The 26977-nt window shown below is 33.8% G+C and carries 18 protein-coding genes, 2 tRNA genes and 2 pseudogenes; 4 read left to right on the top strand and 18 right to left on the bottom strand.

What is annotated here, in order from left to right; all coding sequences use genetic code 11:
- Positions 1 to 29: 29 nt before the first annotated feature.
- The 11 genes from queG to QE431_RS02500 all read right to left on the bottom strand — a co-directional run bounded on the left by queG (position 30) and on the right by QE431_RS02500 (position 14843).
- Positions 30 to 953: a tRNA epoxyqueuosine(34) reductase QueG gene (gene queG / locus QE431_RS02550; RefSeq protein WP_307292227.1), complete on the bottom strand. Its 924-nt coding sequence runs from the start codon at positions 951 to 953 to the stop codon at positions 30 to 32.
- Complete coding sequence (locus QE431_RS02545; protein ID WP_307292225.1) at positions 953 to 2299, bottom strand: cytochrome P450; 1347 nt, start codon at positions 2297 to 2299, stop codon at positions 953 to 955. Before QE431_RS02545 ends, queG begins: the two co-directional genes overlap by 1 nt.
- A gap of 11 nt (positions 2300 to 2310) precedes the next feature.
- A complete protein-coding gene (ruvB, locus tag QE431_RS02540; RefSeq protein ID WP_134139356.1) occupies positions 2311 to 3333 on the bottom strand; it encodes a Holliday junction branch migration DNA helicase RuvB in 1023 nt (340 codons plus the stop codon).
- Between the two features lie 112 nt (positions 3334 to 3445).
- Positions 3446 to 5248, bottom strand: coding sequence for a cbb3-type cytochrome c oxidase subunit I (locus tag QE431_RS02535; RefSeq protein WP_057117451.1), 1803 nt, complete (start codon positions 5246 to 5248; stop codon positions 3446 to 3448).
- Between the two features lie 30 nt (positions 5249 to 5278).
- Positions 5279 to 6472, bottom strand: a complete 1194-nt coding sequence (locus QE431_RS02530; RefSeq protein ID WP_134139355.1) for a cytochrome c oxidase subunit II — start codon at positions 6470 to 6472, stop codon at positions 5279 to 5281.
- A 19-nt stretch (positions 6473 to 6491) separates the two neighbouring features.
- Entirely contained in the window at positions 6492 to 7886 is a 1395-nt protein-coding gene (locus QE431_RS02525) for a hypothetical protein (RefSeq protein WP_057117676.1), read from the bottom strand.
- A gap of 27 nt (positions 7887 to 7913) precedes the next feature.
- Positions 7914 to 8459 (bottom strand): cytochrome c, encoded by a 546-nt coding sequence (locus QE431_RS02520; RefSeq protein ID WP_057117453.1) that lies wholly within the window; start codon positions 8457 to 8459, stop codon positions 7914 to 7916.
- A gap of 8 nt (positions 8460 to 8467) precedes the next feature.
- Positions 8468 to 8992, bottom strand: coding sequence for a DUF3341 domain-containing protein (locus tag QE431_RS02515; protein ID WP_057117454.1), 525 nt, complete (start codon positions 8990 to 8992; stop codon positions 8468 to 8470).
- Positions 8985 to 10385: an NrfD/PsrC family molybdoenzyme membrane anchor subunit gene (gene nrfD, locus QE431_RS02510; protein ID WP_012023712.1), complete on the bottom strand. Its 1401-nt coding sequence runs from the start codon at positions 10383 to 10385 to the stop codon at positions 8985 to 8987. Before nrfD ends, QE431_RS02515 begins: the two co-directional genes overlap by 8 nt.
- Before the next feature lie 34 nt (positions 10386 to 10419).
- Positions 10420 to 13479 (bottom strand): TAT-variant-translocated molybdopterin oxidoreductase, encoded by a 3060-nt coding sequence (locus QE431_RS02505; protein WP_307292209.1) that lies wholly within the window; start codon positions 13477 to 13479, stop codon positions 10420 to 10422.
- A gap of 32 nt (positions 13480 to 13511) precedes the next feature.
- Positions 13512 to 14843: a c-type cytochrome gene (locus tag QE431_RS02500; protein ID WP_134139352.1), complete on the bottom strand. Its 1332-nt coding sequence runs from the start codon at positions 14841 to 14843 to the stop codon at positions 13512 to 13514.
- Between the two features lie 220 nt (positions 14844 to 15063).
- On the opposite strand from QE431_RS02500, the gene QE431_RS02495 reads away from it, so the two are divergent.
- A complete protein-coding gene (locus QE431_RS02495) occupies positions 15064 to 15453 on the top strand; it encodes an SPOR domain-containing protein (protein ID WP_057117457.1) in 390 nt (129 codons plus the stop codon).
- Between the two features lie 192 nt (positions 15454 to 15645).
- On the opposite strand, the gene QE431_RS02490 is transcribed toward QE431_RS02495, so the two are convergent.
- The 4 genes and pseudogenes from QE431_RS02490 to rimP all read right to left on the bottom strand — a co-directional run bounded on the left by QE431_RS02490 (position 15646) and on the right by rimP (position 20961).
- Positions 15646 to 16155 (bottom strand): DUF4920 domain-containing protein, encoded by a 510-nt coding sequence (locus QE431_RS02490; RefSeq protein ID WP_307292207.1) that lies wholly within the window; start codon positions 16153 to 16155, stop codon positions 15646 to 15648.
- Positions 16156 to 16288: 133 nt separating this feature from the next.
- Positions 16289 to 19166, bottom strand: a pseudogene (gene infB, locus QE431_RS02485) (translation initiation factor IF-2).
- 57 nt (positions 19167 to 19223) lie between these two features.
- Complete coding sequence (nusA, locus tag QE431_RS02480; RefSeq protein ID WP_057117460.1) at positions 19224 to 20477, bottom strand: transcription termination factor NusA; 1254 nt, start codon at positions 20475 to 20477, stop codon at positions 19224 to 19226.
- 19 nt (positions 20478 to 20496) lie between these two features.
- Complete coding sequence (gene rimP, locus QE431_RS02475; protein ID WP_057117677.1) at positions 20497 to 20961, bottom strand: ribosome assembly cofactor RimP; 465 nt, start codon at positions 20959 to 20961, stop codon at positions 20497 to 20499.
- Between the two features lie 174 nt (positions 20962 to 21135).
- Between rimP and QE431_RS02470 the strand changes: the two genes are divergently transcribed.
- A complete protein-coding gene (locus QE431_RS02470; RefSeq protein ID WP_307292203.1) occupies positions 21136 to 21960 on the top strand; it encodes a universal stress protein in 825 nt (274 codons plus the stop codon).
- Between the two features lie 91 nt (positions 21961 to 22051).
- Here the strand turns inward: QE431_RS02470 and QE431_RS02465 are convergent, their stop codons facing one another.
- The 3 genes from QE431_RS02465 to QE431_RS02455 all read right to left on the bottom strand — a co-directional run bounded on the left by QE431_RS02465 (position 22052) and on the right by QE431_RS02455 (position 22707).
- Complete coding sequence (locus QE431_RS02465; protein WP_134139347.1) at positions 22052 to 22234, bottom strand: hypothetical protein; 183 nt, start codon at positions 22232 to 22234, stop codon at positions 22052 to 22054.
- 223 nt (positions 22235 to 22457) lie between these two features.
- Positions 22458 to 22528: transfer RNA gene (locus QE431_RS02460), tRNA-Gln, on the bottom strand.
- 108 nt (positions 22529 to 22636) lie between these two features.
- Positions 22637 to 22707 (bottom strand) — tRNA-Gln (locus tag QE431_RS02455).
- A gap of 245 nt (positions 22708 to 22952) precedes the next feature.
- Here QE431_RS02455 and QE431_RS02450 point away from each other — a divergent pair.
- Positions 22953 to 26235: pseudogene (locus QE431_RS02450) on the top strand (DUF2723 domain-containing protein).
- A gap of 98 nt (positions 26236 to 26333) precedes the next feature.
- The gene (locus QE431_RS02445) at positions 26334 to 26975 is read left to right on the top strand and encodes a polysaccharide deacetylase family protein (protein ID WP_057117464.1); all 642 of its coding nucleotides are present in this window, start codon (positions 26334 to 26336) and stop codon (positions 26973 to 26975) included.
- Positions 26976 to 26977 lie beyond the last annotated feature (2 nt).

The following is a 26977-nucleotide window of genomic DNA, read 5'->3' as shown; positions in this document are numbered from 1 at the left end:
TGAATATCAATATATTAGTCAAAACAAGTTTATTCTAAAAATTTAATATTACGTTTTAATCCGTCAAATTTTGTTCTTTTAATCGGAGAGTTTTTAAAAACAAGTTTAAATGTTTCTTCTGTTATTTCAATCCAATCTTTTTTGGTAAAAGAAATTAGATCTGGATTTGGATTGAACAAAGGTTCAGAGTGAGGTTTAGAAAAACGATTCCATGGACAAACATCTTGGCAGGTATCACAGCCAAACATCCATTCATCAAATTTTCCTTTCATTTCATAAGGAATATTTTCTTTCAATTCGATGGTGTAATAAGAAATACATTTACTTCCATCTACAACATAAGGTGCAACAATTGCCTGAGTCGGGCAGGCGTCTATGCAGGCTGTACAAGATCCACAGTGATCTGTTACTGCATGGTCATATTCCAATTCTAAATCTATAATTAATTCCGCTATAAAATAAAAAGAACCGACTTTTTGAGTAATTAAATTACTGTTTTTTCCAATCCATCCTAAGCCGCTTTTTGCTGCCCAGGCTTTATCCAAAACTGGTGCGGAGTCAACAAAAGCACGTCCAGATACTTCTCCAATATTTTCTTGGATAGAGTGTAGAAATTCTTTTAATTTATCTTTAATTACAAAATGATAATCCTGTCCATACGCATATTTTGAAATCTTAAAACTTTCATCATTCTGCAAAGATTCTGGATAGTAATTAAGTAAAAGGGAAACAACACTTTTTCCATCCTCGACCAGTAAAGTTGGATCCAAACGTTTATCAAAATGGTTTTCCATATAAGCCATTTTCCCGTTATGGTTATTATTAAGCCATTTTTCAAGCCGAGGTGCTTCTTCTTCTAAAAATCCTGCTTTCGATATTCCGCAAGAAAGAAAGCCGAGTCTTTTAGCTTCGGCTTTTATAAAATTCGAATATTTCTCTTTAGAATTAATCATTATCTTTTAGAAAAAGTAACTTCTATTCCAACAGGTTTTAATGTAATTAACGGATTAAAGTTCACAGTACTTCCAGCAGAAATAACCTTGTACTTTTTAACTATATAAGAAATAGCAAGACACATTTCATAAATGGCAAAACCAGCTCCAATACACATTCTTGGTCCAGCACCAAAAGGATAGAAATATTGCATAGATTGCTTTCTTTGTTCTCCTAAAAATCGATCTGGATTAAAAGCATGTGGATTTTCCCAATATTTTGGATTTCTATGTAATTCATAAAAAGAAACACCAATCAAAGTGTTTTTTTTAATATTAAACCCTGCTAATGTATCGTCTTCTACATTTTGGCGATCTGTTATCCATGCAGGTGGATACAATCTCATAGACTCATTTAAAACCGCATTAGTGTAGGTCATTCTTTGAAGCTGCTCCACAACATCATCCGTCTCAGATTCAATTTTCGTGATTTCATCGAATACTTTTTGCTGTACTTCCTGATTATTTCCTAATAAGTGTAATGTAAAAGTTAAAGCATTTGCAGTTGTCTCATGTCCAGCTATAAATAAAATTTTTATTTCATCTATTAATTGCTTTACAGACATTCCCTCACCAGTATCTTCATAACGGGTTTCAAGAAGCATATTAAGTAAATCATTTACCTCAGTTCTTGAGTTGGTCCTCTCCTCAATAATCTCTTGAATTATGCTATTATTCTCTTCGGCTAGTGCAAGATGTTTTTTAACTTGACCGCTGACAGAAAACCACCAAGCTTTATGAGGAAGCCTAATTTCTTTAATTAAAAAATTCTGAACTTCTTCAATAATAAATTTAATACGATTTAATTTTTCTTCTTGTATCGAAAACTGAAATAATGATTTAGCAACAACATTAAATGCCAATTCACTCATTATTGGAAAAAGATCAACCTTTTTGTTTTCAACAAGTCCATCTAACTCCGAAATAATAGTAAATCTCATATTTTCAACCAGCTGATTCATTTTTTGTTTATGAAAAGCAGGCTGGATAAGTCTTCTTTGTTTTAACCAAAAATCGCCATCAACAGTCAAAAGCCCCTTTCCTAAATATTTAGAAAGATAAACAGATTGAAACTTAGACTTATGATAGTTTTTTTGATTCTTCTGTAATATGTATTGCGCTACCTCATTATCCCTTGATAAGATAATATGACGTGAACTTCCAATTTTTATAGAAAAAGAATCACCAAAATTTCTAAAGTATTTTTCATGATACGGTATAGGATTTCTTCGAACTCTTTCTGCATCCAAGAAAAATCTAAAAATAGAAAGCTTAGGCGGATAATTGTATTTTTTACTGATAGACATGTCTATATGAATTAAAACAATCCACCTTGAATGTTTGTATTTATCTTTCCTAAATGTTTATAGGCCTTATCTGTAACTTCTCTACCACGAGGTGTTCGCATAATAAATCCTTCTTGAATCAAAAAAGGTTCATAAACTTCTTCAATAGTTTCGCTGCTTTCACTAACCGCCGTTGCTAAAGTTGAAAGTCCTACTGGTCCTCCTTTAAATTTATTAATAATTGTAAGCAAGATTTTATTATCCATTTCATCCAAACCATGAGCATCAACATTCAATGCTTTTAAAGCATAGCGAGCGATCTCTAAATCTATAGTACCGTTACCTTTTATTTGTGCGAAATCACGAACTCTTCTAAGTAAAGCATTTGCAATACGAGGAGTTCCTCTACTACGACCAGCTATTTCAATCGCAGCATCAAGGGCAATTGGCATTTTTAATATAGAAGCACTTCTTTCAACAATTGTCGTTAAAAGTTCTGTAGTATAATATTGTAAACGTGAAGAAATTCCAAAACGAGCACGCATTGGGGCCGTTAACAAACCTGATCTTGTGGTAGCTCCAATAAGTGTGAAAGGATTCAAATTGATTTGAACAGTTCTCGCATTCGGACCTGATTCAATCATGATATCAATTTTAAAATCCTCCATTGCCGAATATAAGTATTCTTCAACAACTGGACTTAGACGATGAATCTCATCAATAAATAAAACATCTCTTTCGTCGAGATTTGTCAACAAACCAGCTAAATCACCAGGCTTATCGAGAACAGGTCCTGAAGTAATTTTAATGCCAACTTCTAACTCATTGGCTAGGATATTGGCAAGTGTTGTTTTTCCTAAACCTGGAGGCCCATGAAATAAAGCATGATCAAGAGCTTCACCTCTTTGATTTGCTGCAGCAACAAATACTTTCAAATTTTCCAAAACTTGATCTTGTCCTGCAAAATCATCAAATGACAGCGGACGCAATCTTTTTTCAAGATCTAATTCTTCTGGGTTATATCCTTTCGTAGTAGGATCTAGATTTTCATTCATCCTACAAAGATATAGAAACTAATTAGTTTTGTAAAATAGTAAAACTGAACGTTCAAAACTTTAACTAAACAAAAAAGGCTGTCATCTCTGACAGCCTTTAATTATTTTATTTCTAGTGGTGTAAAACTTCTTCACCTTCTTTCATTGGTACATTTTGAGGTACAAAATCTACATCATGATTTGGGTTACTGTAGTCATACGGCCAACGGTATACGTGAGGAATTTCTCCTGGCCAGTTTCCGTGGATATGCTCAACTGGAGTTGTCCACTCTAAAGTTGTAGATCTCCAAGGGTTTTGAACTGCTTTCTTACCGTAGAAAATACTACTAAAGAAGTTGTATAAGAATACTAATTGGAACGCACCTCCTACAAGAGCAAATGTTGTAATCAAAACATTTACATTTTGTAAATCATCAAATAATGGGAAGTTTGTGTTTGTATAATAACGTCTTGGTAAACCAGCTAATCCAATAAAGTGCATTGGGAAGAAAACTCCATAAGCACAAACCGCAGTTACCCAGAAGTGAATATAACCTAAATTTTTATTTAGCATTCTTCCGTACATTTTAGGGAACCAGTGGTAAATACCAGCAAACATTCCATAAAGTGCAGAGATACCCATTACTAAGTGAAAGTGAGCAATTACAAAGTAAGTATCGTGAACGTTAATGTCTAAAGTACTATCTCCTAAAATGATTCCAGTTAAACCTCCAGTGATGAAAGTAGAAACCATTCCAATTGAGAATAACATAGCAGGGTTGAATTGTAAATTACCTTTCCATAAAGTTGTAATCCAGTTAAATGCTTTTACAGCGGATGGAATTGCAATCAATAAAGTTGTAAAAGTAAATACAGATCCTAAGAAAGGATTCATACCTGAAATAAACATATGGTGACCCCAAACGATAGTAGATAAGAATGCAATAGCAAGAACTGACATAATCATCGCTCTATATCCGAAGATTGGTTTACGAGAGTTCGTAGCCATAATTTCAGAAACAAGACCCATTGCAGGTAAAATTACAATATAAACCTCAGGGTGACCTAAGAACCAGAATAAGTGTTCAAACAATACTGGAGAACCTCCTTGATAATGTAAAACCTCTCCTGCAATATAGATATCTGATAAGAAGAATGAAGTACCAAAACTTCTATCAAAAATCAATAATAAAGCTGCAGATAACAATACTGGGAAAGAAATAACACCAATAATAGCTGTTACGAAAAATGTCCAGATTGTAAGTGGAAGTCTAGTCATAGACATTCCTTTTGTTCTTAAATTGATAACTGTTACAATGTAGTTTAATGATCCCATTAATGAAGATGCAATAAAGATAGCCATTGAAACTAACCATAAAGTCATACCTGTACCAGATCCTGGAATTGCTTGTGGTAGAGCACTTAATGGAGGGTAAATCGTCCAACCTGCAGAAGCTGGTCCAGCCTCAACAAATAAAGAACATAACATTACTACAGCAGAGATGAAAAACAACCAGTATGAAATCATATTCATGAACCCAGAAGCCATATCTCTTGCACCAATTTGAAGTGGAATAAGTAAATTACTAAAAGTTCCACTTAAACCAGCCGTCAGTACAAAGAATACCATGATGGTACCGTGGATTGTAACTAAAGCTAAATAAATATCATTTGCCATTACACCATCAGGTGCAAATTTATCTCCTAATAAAACATTAAATATCTTAAAAGACTCCTCTGGCCATGCCAATTGCATTCTGAAAAGCAGGGACATTGCAATACCAATTACTCCCATAACAATACCAGTAATCAAGTATTGCTTAGCAATCATTTTGTGATCAATACTAAAAATATATTTAGTAATGAACGTGTCTTTATGATGATGTTCGTGCTCGTGATCGTGTCCGTGATCGTGATCGTGCGCTTCTGCTGACATATATGTGTACTTTAAATTTTCTTAATAATATTATTTCATCGCAACTTTAGCTACAGCCGCTTTAACTGTATCAACAACTGCTTTAACAGTATCGATTACTTTTGCAGCAGTGTCTGTAGTTGGTGCAGCTCCTTCAGCAGCTGGTTTCTCAGCAGCCGCAGCCGCTTTGATATCCTGAGCTAAAGTAGTTTTCTCACTTAACCATTTCTTGTAGTCTTCTGGAGTATCTACAACAACTTTCATTTGCATGTTATAATGTGAAGCTCCACAAATTTTATTACATAATAATAAATAATCAAATGTATAAGGATCTAATGCTGTACCTCCTTTTGCAACTAAATCAACACTTTTTTCAGCTCTTAGCTTGTTGATATGCGCAACTTTTTCAACCATAAATGGCAACTCTCTGTATTCAGCAGTAGTATAAGTTGGAACAAAAGCAAATTCAGTAACCATACCAGGAACACAGTTCATTTGTGCTCTAAAGTGAGGAAAGTAAGCTGAGTGTAAAACGTCTTGAGAACGCATTTTAAAATGCACTTTTTTTCCTTTTGGGATATGTAATTCAGAAACTACAATATCATCTTGAGAATTTTTATCAGACATATCTACTCCTAAAGTATTTACACCTTCGATTAATCTCACGTTAGCTTTTCCTAAAGTATTATCAGCACCTGCATATCTTGCAGTCCATTTAAACTGTTGAGCATATAATTCAATCTCTATAACATCTTCATCTTTATCAACAAACATGATATTGTTCCAAGCATACAATCCATAAAGAATTAAACAAGCTAAAACAACAGAAGGAATAATACTCCAAATTGCCTCTAATTTATTACTATCAGCAAAAAACAATGCTTTTTTATCTTTATTCCCTTTGTATTTGAAAGAAAACCAATATAATAAACCTTGAGTAATAACTTGAACAGTAAAAATTAAAACCCAAGTAATATTCATTAAATTATCTACTAAAAGTCCATGCTCTGATGCAGGAGTATGAAGTGCTAAATTACCCCATTTTAGTAAACCATAAATAGTAAATATATAGATGAACGCTAAAAAGCCAAACAAAATATATCCCTGAATGTTATTATCATTATCTGATGCAACTTGAGAATCGTCCGAAGATGCTCCTACTTGAGTAAGATCAAATATCTTGGTCAATTGCCATAATGCAACTGCTAATAAAACTAAAACTATAATTACCAACAAACTTGTCATCTGTTTACTTCTTTAAATATTAATAATGAAAATGTTTACTTTCTTCAATGAAAGGATTTCTTTTTGCAAGCAAAGGAGATTTAGTTAATGCAGTAAATACAACAAATATAAATAAACCTAAGAAGAAAAGAATAGATGCAATTTCAGGAACTCCAATAAACCATTTGTCTCCTACTGTACCAGGCATAATCATATTAAAGAAATCAACATAATGACCTAATAATATTACAACACCAGCCATAACAACAACCCAGTTAAGGCGTTTAAAATCAGTATTAATTAATATTAATAATGGGAAAACAAAGTTCATAACAACCGCCCCAAAGAATGGAAGGTTATATAATTGAATTCGTGTTACGAAATAAGTTACCTCTTCTGGAATATTAGCATACCAAATTAACATGAATTGAGAGAACCATAAATAAGTCCAGAATACACTAATACCAAACATAAATTTAGCTAAATCGTGAATATGACTAGTATTTACATACTCTAAGTATCCTTTAGATTTTAAGTATATAGTCACTAAAGCAATCGAAGTAATTCCACTTACGAAGAACGAAGCAAATACGTACCATCCAAACAAAGTACTAAACCAGTGTGGATCGAAAGACATAATCCAATCCCAAGACATAATAGACTCAGAAACAATAAAGAATACTAAGAATCCAGCAGAAGCTTTGAAATTCTTTTTGTAGTAAAGATCATCGTTTGCCTCATCTTGTGCTAAACAGTTTTTTCTAGAAAAATGACGGTAGATGTTCCACCCTAATAAAAAGATGAAAGCTCTTGCAATCCAGAAAGGAAAGTTTAAATATCCTGACTTACCTGCAATAATAGCATCATAATTTGGACTATTAGGATCTGTTACACCTTCACCTAACCATACAAAAATATGGTTGAAATGTAATCCACATAAAACTAAAATTATAAAAAAGATAATTGAACCAGCTGGTAAATAAGCTGTTATACCTTGCATTACTCTAAATAAAACTGGAGACCAACCTGCCTGAGCAACTTGTTGAATAGCATAAAAAGCTAAAACTCCCATAGAAAGTAGTAAAAAGAAAATACAAGCTACATATACTGCAGACCAAGGTTTGTTTTGTAATTGGTGCAATACGTGCTCTAAATGTTTCTCGTGTTCATTAGCACCAGAAACTTCAGCGTGCTCAGCACCTTTGTGAGTGTCATGTGCAGCTTCAGCAGCAGCATGATGACCTTCTTCTTTATGAGATGCCTCCGCTTTTTCTTCATGTGCAGCACCATGAGAACCATGTTCTTCTGCAGCTAGTATTTTTTCAACTTCTTGAATATCTTTTGGCGCACTTAAAAAACCATACCCAATTCCTAATAAACCAACGGCCATTAAGATGATAGAAAAAGTTTTTAATTTACTTGAAAATGTATACATATCTATTACGATCAGTTTGTTCAACAATTATAATTGGCTTTTTAGTTTCAGAACATAGTCAGCAACTAACCAACGTTCGTGAGCACTTAATTGATTTGCATGTGAACCCATTGCATTTAAACCATAAGTCTCAACATGAAAGATACTTCCTTCAGTGATTTCTCTGTCTTTATAGCTAGGTACTCCAAGAAATTTTTCTCTCTCAACCAATTTACCTTTACCATTACCAGTAGCGCCATGGCAGCTGATACAGTAAATCTCGAAAAGCTCTTTACCTTTTCCAGAATTTCTTTCAATAGAATCCAAAGGAGATTTTAAATTAGCTTTTGCCAATTCGTAACCAGCAGTTGAATTTTCATATTCATAAGGCTCAAAACCTCTATTAATAGTTCCTGCAACAGGAAGCTGTCCTTCTTTTCCTCCTTTAAATATTTTTGCTTCTGTATATGGCTCATAAGCTACAGATTCATACATATTAGGGAAATACTGATAGTTCGGTGCCGAATTATTGTGGCAAGATGAAACTAAAATAGTTATACCAACTAAAAGTGTTATTTTATATATCCTTTTCATAGCTACAATTAATTCTTTTCTATTACTTTAACTTCAACCGCACCCGTTCCTTCAAAGAAAGAAACCAATTCAGCTTCGTTATTATTTACAGCAACTTCCATTAAGAAATGGTCATCTGTTGTTCTAACATCTGGATTTTCAGCTTCTTTAAAAGGCCATAATCTACTTCTCATATAAAAAGTAATTACCATTAAGTGAGCTGCGAAGAATACAGTCATCTCAAACATAATTGGCACAAAAGAAGGCATGTTTTGTATAAAACTAAAACTTGGTTTACCTCCAATATCTTGTGGCCAGTCATGAATCATGATGTAGCTCATCATAGTTGTTGCAACAGAAATACCAACACATCCATATAAAAAAGCACATATTGCTAATCTTGTTGGTGCTAATCCCATAGCTTTATCCAATCCGTGAACTGGGAATGGAGTAAAAACCTCTTCAATATGATGATGAGCAGCTCTAGTTTTCTTTACTGCATCCATCAAAATGTCATCGTCATTATAAATGGCGTATATAACTTTATTACTCATGATGTGAATCTTTATTTGCTCTTTCTCTAATGTAATTATCTCCTGTTCCTTTCAAAATTGTTTTAACCTCTGCCTGAGCAATTACAGGGAAAGTTCTTGAATACAATAAAAACAATACGAAGAAGAAACCAATTGTTCCAATGAAAATTCCAATATCAACAAATGTTGGTGAGAACATTGTCCAAGAAGATGGAAGGTAATCTCTATGTAAAGAAGTAACAATAATTACGAATCTTTCGAACCACATTCCGATATTTACTACAATCGAAATAATGAATGAGAACATGATACTAGTTCTTAATTTTTTAAACCACATGAACTGAGGAGAGAACACGTTACAAGTCATCATCGACCAATATGCCCACCAGTAAGGTCCAGTAGCTCTATTTAAGAATGCATATTGCTCATACTCTACTCCTGAATACCAAGCTACAAATAACTCAGTAATATAAGCAACCCCAACAATAGAACCAGTAATCATAATAATGATATTCATCAATTCAATATGTTGTAATGTAATGTATGCTTCAAGATTAGATACTTTTCTCATAACGATCAACAATGTATTAACCATTGCGAATCCTGAGAATACCGCTCCCGCAACGAAGTAAGGAGGGAAAATTGTTGTATGCCATCCAGGAATTACAGAAGTAGCAAAGTCCATAGATACAATCGTGTGTACAGAAAGTACAAGAGGAGTAGCCAAACCAGCTAATACTAAAGATACTTCTTCAAAACGCTGCCAATCTTTTGCTCTACCACTCCATCCAAAACTTAAGATAGAATAAACTCTTTTATTAAATGGAGTTATAGCTCTATCACGAAGCATTGCAAAGTCAGGTAACAAACCAGTCCACCAGAAAACTAATGATACTGAAAGATACGTTGAAATCGCAAATACGTCCCAAAGTAATGGTGAGTTAAAGTTTACCCATAGAGATCCAAATTGATTTGGAATAGGTAAAACCCAGTATGCTAACCATGGACGTCCCATGTGAATAATTGGAAATAGACCTGCTTGTACTACCGAGAAGATAGTCATCGCTTCTGCAGAACGGTTAATAGCCATTCTCCAACGTTGACGGAAAAGTAATAATACCGCAGAAATTAATGTTCCGGCGTGACCAATACCTACCCACCAAACGAAGTTAGTGATATCCCAAGCCCAACCAACTGTTTTATTTAATCCCCATGTTCCGATACCGGTAGATACGGTGTAAATTATACAACCTAACCCCCAAAGGAAGGCTACTAATGCGATTGTAAATACAATCCACCATTGTTTATTTGCAGGTCCTTCAACAGGCGCTGCCACATCTACAGTTACATCGTGATATGATTTATCACCTATAACTAAAGGTTTTCTAATGGGTGCTTCGTAATGAGACGACATAATCCTTTATATTGTTTCTTAATTAATAATTTTTCTAAGTATTTCTAACTTTAACATGATAGAAAACATTTGGTTTTGTACCCACATGCTCTAATAAGTGATATGCTCTTTCGCTTTCAGCAAGTTTAGCAACTTCACTTTCTTTATCATTAACGTCTCCAAAAATCATAGCTCCAGAAGAACAAGCAGCAGAACAAGCAACAGCATTGTTAAACTCATCTTTTGCAACTACTCTTCCTTCGCGTTTTGCTTGAAGAATTACAGCTTGAGTACTTTGGATACAGAAAGAACATTTTTCCATAACACCACGAGAACGAACGTTTACGTCTGGATTTAATACCATACGACCTAAATCGTCATTCATATGATAATCGAATTCACTATTCTTGTTATATAAGAACCAGTTGAAACGACGTACTTTATAAGGACAGTTGTTTGCACAATAACGAGTACCAACACATCTGTTGTAAGCCATATGATTTTGACCTTGACGACCATGAGATGTAGCAGCCACAGGACAAACTGTCTCACACGGTGCGTGGTTACAATGCTGACACATTACTGGCTGGAATGCTACTTGAGGATTATCTCCAGGTTTTTCCATCTCATTAAATGTAGATAATGAACTAGATAAACCAGCAATTCCTTCTTTTCTTTCGTTATCGCCTTCAAAAGTGCTTTCAGAAGAATAATATCTATCGATACGCAGCCAGTGCATATCACGACTTCTTCTAACTTCCGCTTTTCCTACAACAGGAACGTTGTTCTCAGCGTGACAAGCAATAACACAAGCACCACATCCAGTACAAGCGTTTAAGTCAATTGAAAGATTAAAATGGTGACCAGTTGTACGGTCAAATGATTCCCAAAGGTCTACTGTTGTAGCCTCTACTTCTTGGTGATCTAAAGATACCATTGGTTTTTCATTCCAATGTTCTGCATCTTTAGTATTAAATACTTCTAAAGAAGTTTCTTTAATAATATCTCCTCTACCCATTAAAGTTTTTTGACCTTGAACACAAGCAAACTCATGTTCTCCACCAGCTTTAACGATAGATACAGATTGAACTCCATTAAATCCTTTATATAAAGCGTAAGCATTAATACCTACTTGCATTTCTTCTTTTAGAGATGCTTTACGTCCGTAACCAACAGCTAAACCAATAGTTCCAACTGCTTGACCCGGCTGAACGATAACTGGAACATTTTCCAATTTAACTCCGTCAGCTGTCGTAATAGTAGCATAACTACCATTTAAACCTCCGTTTGCAACAATTTCATTTGACAAACCGATTTTCTTAGCATCAGCATTTGAAACAGTAACATAGTTATCCCAAGAAACTCTTGTGATTGGATCTGGAAATTCTTGCAACCAAGGGTTATTTGCATGTTGTCCATCACCCATACCCGTTTTAGTATACAATACTAACTCAAAGTCTCCAGCTGATTTAGATCTTGCAACAGCACTTGCAGCAGCAGTAGCATCAATTGCGCCACCAGCCAAAGCAGTAGCACCAACTACATAAACACCATCATGCAAGACTTTATTCCAAGATGACCCAGCAGTAAACACTCCTGAATTTGCTTTTATATAATCATAAAAAGTACCCGGAGTACCATTTAATGATAATAAAACGTCTTGAAATTGTTTTGTATTAAAGATAGGACGAATAGTAGGTTGAGTCAAACTATAAGTTCCTTTTGTCAATTCAACATCACCCCAAGACTCTAAATAATGAGGAGCCGGTGCAGCAACTGTAACAATTGATGCAGTTTCATCTTCTTTTAATGCAAAAGCAACAGAAGTTTTAACTTTTTTCAATCCAGATACGAAAGCAGCAGAATCAGCTAATGTATAAACTGGATTAACTCCGCTCATAATTAAAGTATGAACACTTCCAGCGTTCAAATCTTTAATTAACTGTGCAACAACTGCATTAGAACCTTTTCTAATTTGTCTTGCTCCAGCTGTAGTGAAAGCTTCACTAGCCAATGCTTGATTAATAGCTAATACTAATAATTGAGCATTTTTATCTTCAATTCCAGATACTAAAACTCCTTTTGGTCCAGCAGCTTTAAGTTGCTGAGCAGCTTTTACTACTTCAGCTTTAACTTTTTCATCTAAAGCCACAGGAACAGAAGCACCTGCAATAATATTATAAATTTGAACTAAAGCTTGTTTTTGAACAGCTGTAGTCATTGGAACACGCTTATCTGCAGCAGCTCCAGATAATGTCATATTTGATTCAAACTGAAAGTGACGAGACATTTTTCCGTTTTGAGGAATACGTCCTTGTGCATATCCAGTGTCATATCCACCACCTTGCCAGTCTCCTAAGAAATCAGCACCAACAGATACAATTAAAGAAGATTTTGAAAAATCGTAATCTACTAAAGCTCTCTCACCAAATACAGATTCAAAAGCATCTAAAGCTTCAGATGAAGAAACTGCATCATAGACAACATGCTTCGCATTAGGATTTTTAGCAATAAACTCAGCAATTAATTTTTCTGTAGATGGACTTGCTAAAGTATTAGTTAACAATACAACTTGACCACCTTTAGCTTTTGCATCAGCTAAGCTAGATTTGATTCTTAGATCAGCAGCAGACCAAGTAGAATCTTTTCCATCTACTTTAGGCTCTTTCAAACGACCGCTATCATACAACCCTAATATAGAAGCATGAATTCTAGCATTCGCAGAAAATTTAGCTCCTGCAATTTTATTGTTTTCAATTTTAATTGGACGACCCTCGCGAGTTTTCACCAAAAGATTAGCAAAATCAAAACCATCAAAAACTGTAGTTGCATAATAATCCGCAACACCAGGAATGATTTGCTCTGGTTGTAATACATAAGGGATAGACTTGTGAACAGGACCTTCGCAGGCAGCTAATGTAACAGCTGCAGTACTAAACCCTACGTACTTTAAAAAGTCACGACGTGAAGTCCCTGATGTAGATAAAGCATCAGCGTTACCCAAAAACTCATCAGTAGGAATTTCTTCAACAAACTCGTTATTTCTAAGCGCCTCAACAATAGAGCTATTTTCTAGCTCTTCAACACTTTTCCAGTATTTTTTGTTTGATGACATTGTATATATATATTAAAATCTTAATAAATCGATTAATAGTGGCATTTACCGCATTCTAAACCTCCCATTTGCGCTGCAGTTAATTTCTCTACACCGTATTTTTTAGAAAGTTCAGCATGAATCTTATCATAGTAAGCGTTACCTTCCATCTTAACATCAGTTTTTCTGTGGCAATCCACACACCATCCCATTGTTAATTTAGAGTATTGCTTCATGATTTCAAATTCTTGAACTGGTCCGTGACAAGTTTGACATTCAATTCCAGCAACAGAAACGTGTTGTGAGTGATTGAAGTAAACAAAATCAGGAAGATTATGAATACGAACCCATTTTACAGGTTGAGTTTTTCCAGTATAAGCCTGTTTAGTCTTATCCCATCCAACAGCATCATATAATTTTTGAATCTGCGCATCATAGAAAGCTTTACTGTACTCAGGAGTAGCAGTTGTTTCAGCAACCTCAGAAATATTTTTATGACAGTTCATACAAACATTCAATGAAGGAATTCCAGCTGTTTTACTTACACGAGAAGCAGAGTGGCAATATTTACAATTGATTTCGTTATCACCAGCGTGAATTTTGTGAGAATAGTGAATTGGCTGAATTGGCTCATAATTCTGATCTACACCTACTTGCATCAAGTATCCGTATACAAAATAACCACTTGCCAAAAGCAAAAAGATAGAAGTCACTAAAACCAAGAATTGATTTTTAACGAAAGCTTTCCAGATTGGAGTTCTAGCTTCTTTTGGAGCAACTTCAATACCATTTTTATTTGCAACTTTAGTTAAAACCTTGTTCACCATGAACAACATCACAACTAAAATAGCCATTACAAGAGCAAGAGCTCCTAAAATAATGTTATTTGAAATTCCACCGCCTTGAACATCAGTACCAGGAGGCGTTGCAGCCCCAGGAGCCTTTGCAGGCTCAGCTTTTACTTCAGAAGTATAGGCTATAATATTATCAATATCTCCTTCAGACAATTGAGGAAACGAAGTCATAACAGCTTTGTTATTTTCCTCAAAAAGTTTAACAGCAACAGGATCACCTGACTTAATCATGTCAGAACTGTTATGCACCCACTTGTAAATCCAAGCCATATCATGCTTAGCCGCTACCCCTCTTAAAGCAGGACCAGTTGATTTAGCATCTAATTTGTGACATGCAGCGCAATTTGCATTAAAAAGTTCCTTCCCTTTTACTGGATCACCGCCACCTGCAGCAGGAGCAGCAGCCGCAGCTTCAGGCGCCGCCGGAGCAGCAGCATCTTGAGCAAATGAAGTTAGGGAGAAAATTAACGTCAGCGATAAGCCAAACAGCAATTTTCTTGAGATCGAATTATGGTTACCCACCTTTTTCATATAGTATAAATAATTGTCTACTAATTTTTGGTATGATTTTTTCTGTATTAGATTCAGTAAAAACACACACCCTCTTTTAAAACTTGCACAAAAATACGACTTATGAACTATTCTCAAAACCTTAAAATACCCTTAAATATCAATTTATATCAATTCTAAATAATATTAAAATTTTACACTCAAACTTTAAATAGTATTTTTGCATAAAAACCATCACATTATGAGAATTTTAAGTCCTTCAAAAAGCCTTTTATTAACAATTACAACGATTGCTTTTGCGCATAACATTAACGCACAAGACCAAAATTTAACATTGAATCAAGATCCTAAATTTGAGCAATTGTTAAATGACAAACGTAAAATTAACACGTCAATAAATACAAACGATACTTATCGAATCCAAATCTTCAGCGGGAAAAGCGATGAAGCAAAAAAAACACTGTCGGATTTTAAAAGAGAAAATTCAAACATTGACGGAACAATTATATTTAGCACTCCAAATTATAAAGTAATTGTAGGAAACTTTAAAACCAGAATAGAAGCTGAAAGAAATTTAGCCGAAATTAAAAAAAGATATAAAAGCGTTTTTTTACTCAAACCTGGAAAATAAGACACTAAAAAAGCGAGATAAATATCTCGCTTTTTTTATATTCTCGATAGTGACTACAATTCATTAAACACAAGTAAAAACAATCATTTTAAAACAAAACCTTCTTTTTAATTATAGACTGAAGCAACATTGTCCAAACTTTCATTAAATCAGTTTTATATCAAAATTTTAATACTTGAATCGCAGCAACAATTAATTTACTACTTTAATTCCATTCGCTAAAAATCTTATTTCCTCTTTTGGTGACTTGATCGCATCTATTTCATCTTTTGTCTTTTTAGCATCCTTTGCATAATGTTTCAATTCTTCCACAGAAGTAACTTTTTTCTCAGCAACACCTTCTAAAACTACATTTTTACCTTTTAGTGCTGTAGGAACAAAAAAAGCATAATCTTTCATTTTAACAAAGAAAACAGATCCATCTTCAGCCTTAAGACTCAACCAACATCCTTTCTTTGGACAAACATCCGTCACTTCGCCTTTTACAGCTACATTTTCTATTTTGTTAGTAATCTTTAAATCTTTCTCTAATTTCTCAACCGAAATCGCCTTATTAACTGAGCCATTTGAAACATCTGATCCATAGTAATCTCCAACTAATGCATTACCAGCAGGAGGCGCAACTTTCTCTACAGCTTCCTGTGAAAAGCATAAAGAAGAAAAACTAATTAACAAAAAAATTGTACATATTCTTAGTTTCATATTCAATAAGTTTTATAAAATTGATTCAACTAAATTACACATTTAATTCATAAAAAAATAAGCCAGCAATTAAACATAACCATAAAAAAAAGTCCCAATTTGCATTGGGACTTTACATATAATTTATTGAATATTATTTCAATTTCTTTTTAATAGCTACTTCATGGTAAGCTTCAATTACATCGTTGATTTCAATGTCATTAAATCCTTTTATTTGAATACCACAATCATAACCTTTACTTACTTCTTTAACATCATCTTTGAATCGTTTTAAAGCAACTAATTCACCTGTATGAACTACAACTCCATCTCTAATAACTCTAATTTTAGAGCTTCTCAAGATTTTACCATCTGTTACCATACAACCTGCAATTGAACCTACTTTAGAAATTTTGAAAATCTCACGGATTTCCGCAGTTCCTAAAACTTCTTCTTTCATCTCTGGTGCTAACATTCCTTCCATTGCATCTTTCAAGTCATCGATAGCAGCATAAATAATAGAATAATAACGGATATCGATTTCTTCCTTATCAGCAAGCTGTCTAGCATTTCCTGCAGGACGAACGTTAAATCCAATAATAATTGCATCAGATGCAGAAGCTAAGTTAACGTCAGTTTCTGTAATTGCACCAACACCTTTATGAATGATATTAATTTGAACTTCTTCTGTAGAAAGTTTAGAGAGACGAATCTGATAATGCTTCAACAGATCCATCAACGTCTCCTTTAAGGATAACATTTAATTCTTTAAACTGACCAAGAGCAATACGACGACCAATTTCATCAAGTGTAATATGTCTTTGTGTACGTACAGATTGTTCACGCATTAATTGAGAACGTTTAGATGCAATTTGTTTTGCTTCTTTTTCATCTTCAAATACATTGAACTTATCTCCTGCAGTAGCAGCTCCATCCAAACCTAAAACAGAAACTGGTGTTGAAGGTCCTGCTTGTAAAACAGTATGCCCTCTTTCATCATGCATCGCTTTAACTTTACCATGATGTTTTCCAGCCAACATGTAATCTCCAATTTTCAAAGTTCCGTGTTGAACTAAAATTGTAGAAACATATCCTTTTCCTTTATCTAAGAAAGCTTCAACTACAGTTCCCTGAGCCGCTTTATTTGGATTCGATTTTAAATCTAAGATTTCAGCTTCTAATAAAACTTTTTCAAGTAATTCTTTTACTCCTAATCCTGTTTTTGCAGAAATATCATGAGATTGGATTTTTCCTCCCCAGTCTTCAACAAGTAAATTCATACCTGCCAATCTTTCTTTAATTTTATCAGGGTTAGCATTTGGCTTATCCACTTTGTTGATCGCAAATATAATTGGCACATTAGCCGCTTGAGCGTGACTGATTGCCTCTTTAGTTTGCGGCATGATATCATCATCCGCAGCAATTACAATAATAGCAATATCTGTAACTTGAGCTCCACGTGCACGCATTGCGGTAAACGCCTCGTGACCAGGAGTATCTAAGAAAGCTATTTTTTGTCCATTATCTAAAGTAACTCCATATGCTCCAATGTGCTGTGTAATACCTCCAGATTCACCCGCGATAACATTTTCTTTACGAATATAATCCAGTAAAGATGTTTTACCGTGGTCAACGTGACCCATTACTGTAACAATTGGCGCTCTTGTTACTAAATCTTCTTCTTTATCTTCTACAACTTCAATCGCTTCTTCGATATCTACTGTAATAAATTCTACATCGTAACCAAACTCATCTGCAACGATAGTTAATGTTTCAGCATCTAAACGCTGATTCATGGTTACCATGATTCCAAGAGACATACAAGTTCCAATTACTTTTGTAATCGGCACATCCATCATGATTGCAATTTCACCTACAGTAACAAATTCCGTAACCTTAATAGTTTTACTTCCTTCGTCAAGTGCTCTCTGCTCATCATCAGATTTCTGACGGTGCGTTTCTCTTTTATCTCTTCTGTATTTTGCCGCTTTAGATTTCCCTCCTTTACCTTGAAGTTTTTCAAGAGTTTCTCTAATTTGGTTTTTTACTTCTTCTTCTGTTGGCTCAACTTTAGCTACAATCGCAGGACGATTTCCTTTTACGAAACCAGGTCTAGCACTTCTGTTAGCATTAAAACCTCCACCATTATTATTTGGCGTAATTTTATTTGGATTTGGAGTGCCAGGCGCGTTATTACCCGTTGCAGGTTTTGGCGCTCCAGGAGTTCCAGGTTTAGGAGCAATTCTTTTACGCTTATTTTTATTTGCGTTATTACCACCAGCCCCAGGAGTACCTGGTTTATTCTGAGCCGCTTTAGGATCTTCTTTCTTTTTCTTAGGCTTATTAAATTGAGACAAGTCAATTGTCTGCCCTGTAAGAGTTGTTCCTGAAAGCTTTTGATATTGAGTAGTGATCGTTTCCTCTGAAGTTGCTGGATCAGTCGATACGATTGGCTCCTGCGCAGCTTTAGATTCTGATTTCACTTCTTTTTTCTCAGTAATAATAGGTTTTTCAACCTTTTTTGTTTCCGAAACCGGCTGTGATACTACTGGTTCAGATTTTACAGTTTCATTTTGAACTGGTTTTTCTGACTGCACAGGTGTAACAACTGCTTTTGGTTCTTCAACCTTAGTTGTTTCTTCAGAAGGAGTAATTGCAGGTTTTTTTGGATTCAAGTCGATTTTACCAACTTGTACAGGTCCTGAAACAACAGCTCTAGCTTTTATTATTTCTTGCTGTTTTTGACGCTCTTCTTCTTGTCTGCGTTTGTCTTCAATTTCTTTTTCACGTTCTACACGCAATGCTTCTTTTTCTTTTCTTTTCTCTTCTCCAACCTCTTTTGAAGCCTCCTTATTCCCCTTATCGCCCGCAAATTGACTTTGAAGGATATTAAATTCACTATCAGAAATTTTTGCATTAGGATTTGCATCAATAGCAATTCCCTTATCTTTTAGATAATCTACAGCTCTTTCTAACGAAATATTTAATTCCCTTAAAACCTTATTTATTCTTATTACTCTCTCTTCAGACATATAACCTTTTTATTATTACCTTTTTCGTTGTGTTGTTAGAGCAGAATCAGCTATCTCTTAGCTGTCAAACTCTTCTTTTAGTATTTTCATAACATCTAGAATTGTTTCCTCTTCTAAATCTGTTCTTCTTACTAAATCTTCTACTTCATGTTTCAAGATACTTTTTGCAGTATCTAAACCTATTTTAGCAAACTCTTCAATTACCCATTCTTCGATTTCATCTGAAAATTCTGTTAATTCAACATCATCCTCATCTGCAACAGTACCGGCAACATCTCCTTCACGAATAACATCTAATTCATAACCAGTTAATTGACCAGCTAATTTGATATTGTGACCACCTCTACCAATTGCTTTAGAAACCTCTTCTAATTTCAAGAATACTTCAGCTCTTTTGTTATCTTCATCAATTTTGATAGAAGAAACTTTTGCAGGGCTTAATGCTCTTGTAATAAACAATTGAATGTTGTTTGTATAATTGATTACATCAATATTTTCATTTCCTAATTCACGAACAATCCCATGAATACGAGAACCTTTCATTCCCACACAAGCACCTACTGGATCAATTCTATCATCATAAGAATCAACAGCTACTTTTGCTTTTTCTCCAGGAATACGAACTACATTTTTAACTGTAATTAAACCGTCGAAAACTTCTGGAATTTCTTGTTCAAATAATTTTTCTAAGAACTTTTCTGAAGTTCTAGACATAATAATTTGAGGTTTATTTCCTTTTAATTCAACGCTTTCAATAATACCGCGAACATTATCTCCTTTACGGAAAAAGTCAGATGGAATTTGTTTTTCTTTTGGAAGAACAATTTCATTTCCTTCGTCATCAACCAAAATAACTACTCTAGGACGTACGTGATGCACTTCTGCTGTATAAATATCACCGATAATATCTTTAAATTGTTTGTAAAGATTTGTATTATCGTGCTCATGAATTTTAGATATTAGATTTTGGCGAAGCGCTAAGATAGCTCTTCTTCCTAAATCAATTAATTTTACTTCTTCAGAAACCTCTTCTCCAATTTCAAAATCCGCTTCAATTTTTCTTGCTTCAGTCAATGTAATCTCCTCATTTTCAAAATCAAGATCCTCATCGGCAACAATTACTCTTCTTCTCCAAATTTCCATATCCCCTTTATCAGGATTTATAATGATATCGAAATTTTCATCTGAACCGTATTTTTTCTTTAATGCATTTCTAAATACGTCCTCTAAAATTGCCATAAGCGTTACACGATCAATAAGTTTATTATCTTTAAACTCTGAGAATGAATCGATTAATGCTAAATTTTCCATGCGAATTTTTTAATTAAAATTAAAATGTTACCGTAACAACTGCCTCTTTAATTTCTGTATAAGGTATTTGTTGCTCTTTTTGAACTGTTTCTTTTCCTTTTCCTACTTTTTTCGGTTCTCTTGCTTTCCAAGACAAAATTATAAAAACATCATTAGCTTCTATCAATTCTGCCTCGATTTTTTCAGTATTTGTAGTAACAATCAGCGTTCTACCAATATTTTTCTTGTATTGTCTTATTAATTTTAAAGGCGACCCTACTCCAACTGATGCTACTTCAAGCGAAAAATCCTGCTCTTCACGATCCAGATTATTCTCTATTGCACGACTAATATCGATGCAATCCTGCAGTGCCACTCCATTATCACCGTCTAAACCAACACTAATTTTAAAAGAATCCGAAACTGCCAAATCAATCAAAAAGATAGATGGTTTTTCCAGAAGAGCTTCCGTAATTAATCCGTTTACTTTTTCTTTAAATGTCATAATTTTATAAAAAGAGGGGACATTTAGTCCCCTCATTATTTAGATTTTAATAAATAACAGTGCAAATATAGTGATTTTTTTATAAATCAAATAAATTGATTGCTCTAAAAATATTTCTTATCTTTATATAAGCATTAAAATACTGAATTATTCATACAATTAATCCTCAAAACTATGAAACGAATTTTAGTACCTACCGATTTTTCAGAACATGCAGAAGACGCTTTAAAAGTCGCCGCGCAAATTGCTAAAAGAAACAATTCCGAGATCATTATTTTACATATGCTCGAATTACCACATCAAGCAAACGATGCCATTCTGGGTGGAATCAGCATTCCCGAAAGCATGCTTTTTATGAAAAAAGCCAACGAAATGCTGGACGAAGTTTCTGCAAAGCCTTATCTGGACGGATTAGAGGTTACCGAAATCGTAAAAATGGACAAACCAATACACGGTATCATTCAAATCAGCAAAGATCATGATGTAGATTTAATCGTAATGGGCTCACACGGTTCTTCTGGTGTCGAAGAATTATTAATTGGATCTAATACTGAAAAAGTTGTTCGAAATTCAGAAATACCCGTTCTAGTTATCAAGGAAAATATTTCGAATTTTAATGCTACTAACATTGTTTTCGCTTCTGATTTTTCAGAAGAAGCAAAAAAACCTTTTGAAAAACTTTTAAATTTTGCAAAATTCTTTGACTCAAAAATACACCTTGTAAACATATGCACTCCTAACAGCTTTAAACCTACACACGTTGCCGAGAAAGCCATTAATGAATTTGTAGATCAGTTTAGCATCACCAATTACACAGCTCAAACCTACAATGACACCAATATTGAAAAAGGAATTATTAATTTCTCTAACAAAATAAACGCTGACATAATAGGAATGTGCACACATGGAAGAACTGGTTTTGCACACTTCTTTAACGGAAGCATAAGCGAAGGGTTAGTCAATCACGCTGTGAAACCTGTAATTACCTTAAAGATATAATAATCACAACTTAAAAAGCTTCTCAAATGAGAAGCTTTTTTTTTACAACAAATTAAGAATTAAAGACTTGTAACATACTCTTCAATACATATTACAACCCTAACAACCTACGTATCTCTTCTACAGTAATACCAAGATACGCCGCAGCCGCATCGAGATTACCACCTAAAAAGTCTACTATTTTTACCACATCATCAACCCAGCCTCCCCCTTGCACTAATTTCATCTCAGAAGGATTTAACTCTGTAAAATTCAATTTTTTTAAATTGTCCATAATTTCAATCAATTAAATTATTAAATCAGTTAAGAACAAAAAACACTGCAGTATTTTTTTTGTGACATCAAATATATGTAAAATACTAATATACAGACATATAAAAATAATTTATTAATCAAAAAATGACATTTAACCTGATCAAAACCCCGATTTTACAAGTACAATCGTGGACTAAAATTTACAGCATAAAAAAAGCCTCTCATTTCCGAGAGGCTTTATGTTGGTCTACTAGGACTCGAACCTAGAAAGACTGCACCAAAAACAGTTGTGTTACCATTACACCATAGACCAGCAGTGCTGTTAAGCGGGTGCAAAATTAGAACTTTATTTAGTTTATGCAAATTTTTAAGGTATTTTTTTTTGCATAAAAAAAGCCTCTCATTTCTGAGAGGCTTTATGTTGGTCTACTAGGACTCGAACCTAGAAAGACTGCACCAAAAACAGTTGTGTTACCATTACACCATAGACCAGCAGTGCTGTTAAGCGAGTGCAAATTTAAGGCTTTATTTAGTTTGTGCAAACTTTTCGAGCAAAAAAAATCATTTTTTTTGCTTTTTTTAATTTAAAAATCCCCTATAACTACAGAAACACTTAATATACAATGCATTACTTTTTGGAGATAGTTTTGTAGAATTTTTTGTTAATGCTCGTTTCTTTACACAAAAAAACATTTTCTTTGTAGGATAGAAAACATTCAAATTTTTAACACCTAAATATGGCACAATTCAATTTCAATAAATGGAATACAATTATTGGTTGGTTTGCATTTGCAATCGCTTTAATTACTTACACTTTAACAGTTGAACCTACAATGAGCTTTTGGGATTGCGGAGAATATATCGCTACCGCTGCCAAACTTGAAGTAGGCCACCCACCGGGAGCTCCTCTTTTTCAAATGATGGGTGCATTTTTTGCAATGTTTGCGATTGATGCCCAGCATGTAGCTCTAATGGTTAACATGATGTCTGTTTTTTCTAGCGCTTTCACTATATTATTTATGTTTTGGTCTTCATCTATGATCTTAAAAAAGATTGTAGCTCGTTTTGCCGAGATTGATCAAAATAATTCGATTGTTATTTTGGGAAGCTCTTTTGTTGGAGCTTTAGCTTATACTTTTTCTGACAGTTTTTGGTTTAATGCAGTAGAAGCCGAGGTTTATGCTATGGCATCTTTATTAATTGCATTGCTTTTTTGGCTTGGCTTACGCTGGGAACAAGATATGGACAAACCAAAAGGAAATAAATGGCTTTTAATTATTTCTTTAGTTGTCGGACTTTCGTTTGGAGTTCACTTTATGGCTCTTCTAACTATTCCTTCTATCGGATTTTTATACTATTTCAAACACTATGAAAAAGTTACTATTAAGAACTTTCTAATTGCTAATGTTGTTGTTATTGGAATCTTATTATTTATTTTCAAATTACTTCTTCCATTAACCATGGCTTTTTTCGGAAAAACCGAAATCTTTATGGTAAACAGCATGGGACTTCCTTTTAATTCAGGAACTATATTCGTAGCATTATTATTTATTGCTTTCTTTTATTTTGGATTAAAATTTACTAAACAAAAAGGCTTAATATTTTACAACACTATAATATTATGCATTTTATTCATCTTGATTGGTTTCTCTACTTGGATGATGCTACCTGTTCGTGCGAATGCTAATACGGTTATCAATGAAAACAAACCTTCAGATGCTATTGAGGTTTTAGCGTATTATAATCGTGAACAATATGGTGTAAATCCTTTGTTTTATGGACCTCAGTATACTGAAGTTTTTTCTGGACTTGATGCTAAAACACCTTATTTAGATAAAAAACCTAACTACGAAAGAGATTATAAAACTGGTAAATATATTATTACCAATAACTATAAAAATGCAGAACAAAATTCTGATGACAATCAGAAAACAATTCTGCCTAGAATGTGGAGTACAGATACTCCTCATATTCAAAATTATATCAACTTTACAAATCCTCCTAAATTCAAAATCAATCCTAATTATGATTATGAAGAAGATTTAGCTAAATACGGAATTGATGCAAGCCAGTTGAGCGAAGATGAATACAATAAAGCTACTGCTCAATTACGTAATGAAGTTGAAAAAAACTGTTTCTGAATTTAGACATGCTTACGCTCAAAAACAAATTGATAACGAAGGTTATGTTAAATTCCTGCAAAGCTATAAAGACTACTTAATTATTGAAAAGCCAACTACAGCAGACAATTTTGGTTTTATGTTCGAATACCAATTTGGATATATGTACTGGAGATATTTGATGTGGAATTTTGTTGGACGTCAAAATGATGTTCAAGGTAAATATGATAATTTAGATGGAAACTGGATCAGCGGTATTAAACCTTTAGATTCTATTCATTTAGGATCACAGGACAATTTACCTTCAGACGTATTAAACAATAAAGGACGTAATGTATATTATTTCCTTCCATTTATCTTAGGTTTAATTGGTTTAATGTACCACGCAAATAAAGATCTAAAAAGCTTTTATGTTCTTTTGGCTTTATTCTTATTTACAGGAATTGCATTAAAAATATATTTGAACGAAAGACCTTTTGAACCTCGCGAAAGAGATTATGCTCTTGTTGGCTCCTTCTATGTCTTTGCAATCTGGATTGGTTTTGGTGTTTATTCGCTCTATGAAAGTATTCAAAAATACCTGGCTCCCAAAATTGCAGGACCAGTTATTATTGCAGGAAGCTTACTGGCTGCTCCTATTTTAATGGCTGCTCAAAACTGGGACGATCATGACAGATCTAACAGATATACAGCTTTAGCAATGGCAAAGGCTTATTTAAGTTCTTGCGATAAAGACGCTATTTTATTTACTATTGGAGACAACGACACATTCCCGCTTTGGTATGCGCAGGAGATTGAGCATTTCAGGACAGACGTCAAAATCGTAAATACAAGTTTATTTATGACTGATTGGTACATCGATCAAATGAAAGCCAAATCGTATGAATCTAATGCGCTTCCTATTTCTTTTACACATGATCAATATGTAGGAGATAAACTGGATTATGTTGCTTATATTCAAAAAATTGACACTCGCTGGAATATTAATGATTTTATAGATTTTATCAAAAATCCTAAATCAACTGTTGGTTTACAAAATGGACAAACAATTCATTTCTACCCAACTAACAAAATTAGAGTGAACGTTGATAAAAATACCATCATCAAAAACAAAGTGGTTAATCCTAAATACAATGATTCCATTGTTCCTTATTTAGACATTAATATTAAAGGAGGTGCATTGTACAAAAACCGATTAATGATGCTTGATATCTTAGCTAATAACAATTGGAAAAGACCGATTTATTTTAGCGGAGGTGCTTTTGATGATGAAGATTATTTATGGTTAAAAGATTATCTGCAGTTAGACGGAATGGTTTACAAATTGGTTCCTGTAAAAAATACTCCTTCTAAAGACGGAGGTCCATTAGATATGGGACAAATAGATGCAGATAAAATGTATGATATTGTAATGAAATGGGATTGGGGTAACAGCGAAAGCGAAAAAATTTACCACGACCCTGAAACAAGAAGAAACAGCATTACTTATCGCACGAATCTTTCAAGATTGATGAACCAACTTATTGAAGAAGGTAAAATTGACAAAGCTAAAAAAGTGATTAATTTAGCTATAACCAAAATGCCTTTAGACAAATTTGGCTATTATTCTTTAGTTGAACCTTTTGCCGATGGTTATTATAAAGTTGGCGAAACTGCAAAAGCACAAGATCTTTTAAACAAATTGGTTCAAAAATACAAAGAGGATTTAAACTATTACAGTACTTTAACCCCTTCTGACCAAACTGATTTAGCAGTAGATATTATTACAGATATTGAACGTTACAGAAGTTTGCTACATGTAATGCAGGACAATAAAGACAATGCTTTTTACAACAAACACAAAACTACATTTAATACTTATGTAAATGTTTTTGAACGTTTTGGACGCGAAAAAGAATAGATAATATACGAAAATCTTAACAATTAAAAAAATGCAGCGCTGTTTGATAAATAGCGCTGCATTTTTTAATTTTACGTACAATGTAAATTCAATTCAAGATGAGCTTTTATTGGGTAAAAACAAATTCATTTATAAAAAGGGTATTTTCTAAATATTGCTGGGACATTCCTAACAATGAAAAGAAAATATACCTAACTTTTGATGATGGCCCTACTCCAGAAATTACTGACTGGGTTTTATCTGAATTAAAAAAATTTGATGCAAAAGCTACTTTTTTCTGCATTGGAAAAAACATTAAAGCCAATCTAGCTTTATTTGAAAAGCTAATTACAGATGGTCATTCTATTGGAAACCACACCATGAATCATGTAAATGGATGGAAAATTCATACCAATGAATATATTGAAAATGTAAAAAACTGCGCAGAGGTTTTAGACGAACAAGAAAAAACTCCTAATCGTTTGCTGTTTCGTCCTCCTTACGGAAAAATCAAAAAAGCGCAATCGAAAGTGCTAAGAAAATTAGGCTATAAAATAGTAATGTGGGATGTTTTGAGCGCTGACTTTGATCAAAGCATCACTCCTGAAAAATGCCTTGAAAACGTAACAAAAAACGTAAAATCTGGCAGTGTGATTGTTTTCCATGACAGTATTAAAGCTTCTCCAAATTTAAGATTTGCTTTGCCACGAACACTTCATTTTTTAAAAGAAAACGGATATAAATTTGACATTATTCACTAAGA

Source organism: Flavobacterium sp. SORGH_AS_0622 (assembly GCF_030818825.1).
Classification (GTDB): Bacteria; Bacteroidota; Bacteroidia; order Flavobacteriales; family Flavobacteriaceae; genus Flavobacterium.
Note: the sequence above shows the minus strand (reverse complement) of the source record. Positions and strands in the feature narration are given on the sequence as shown.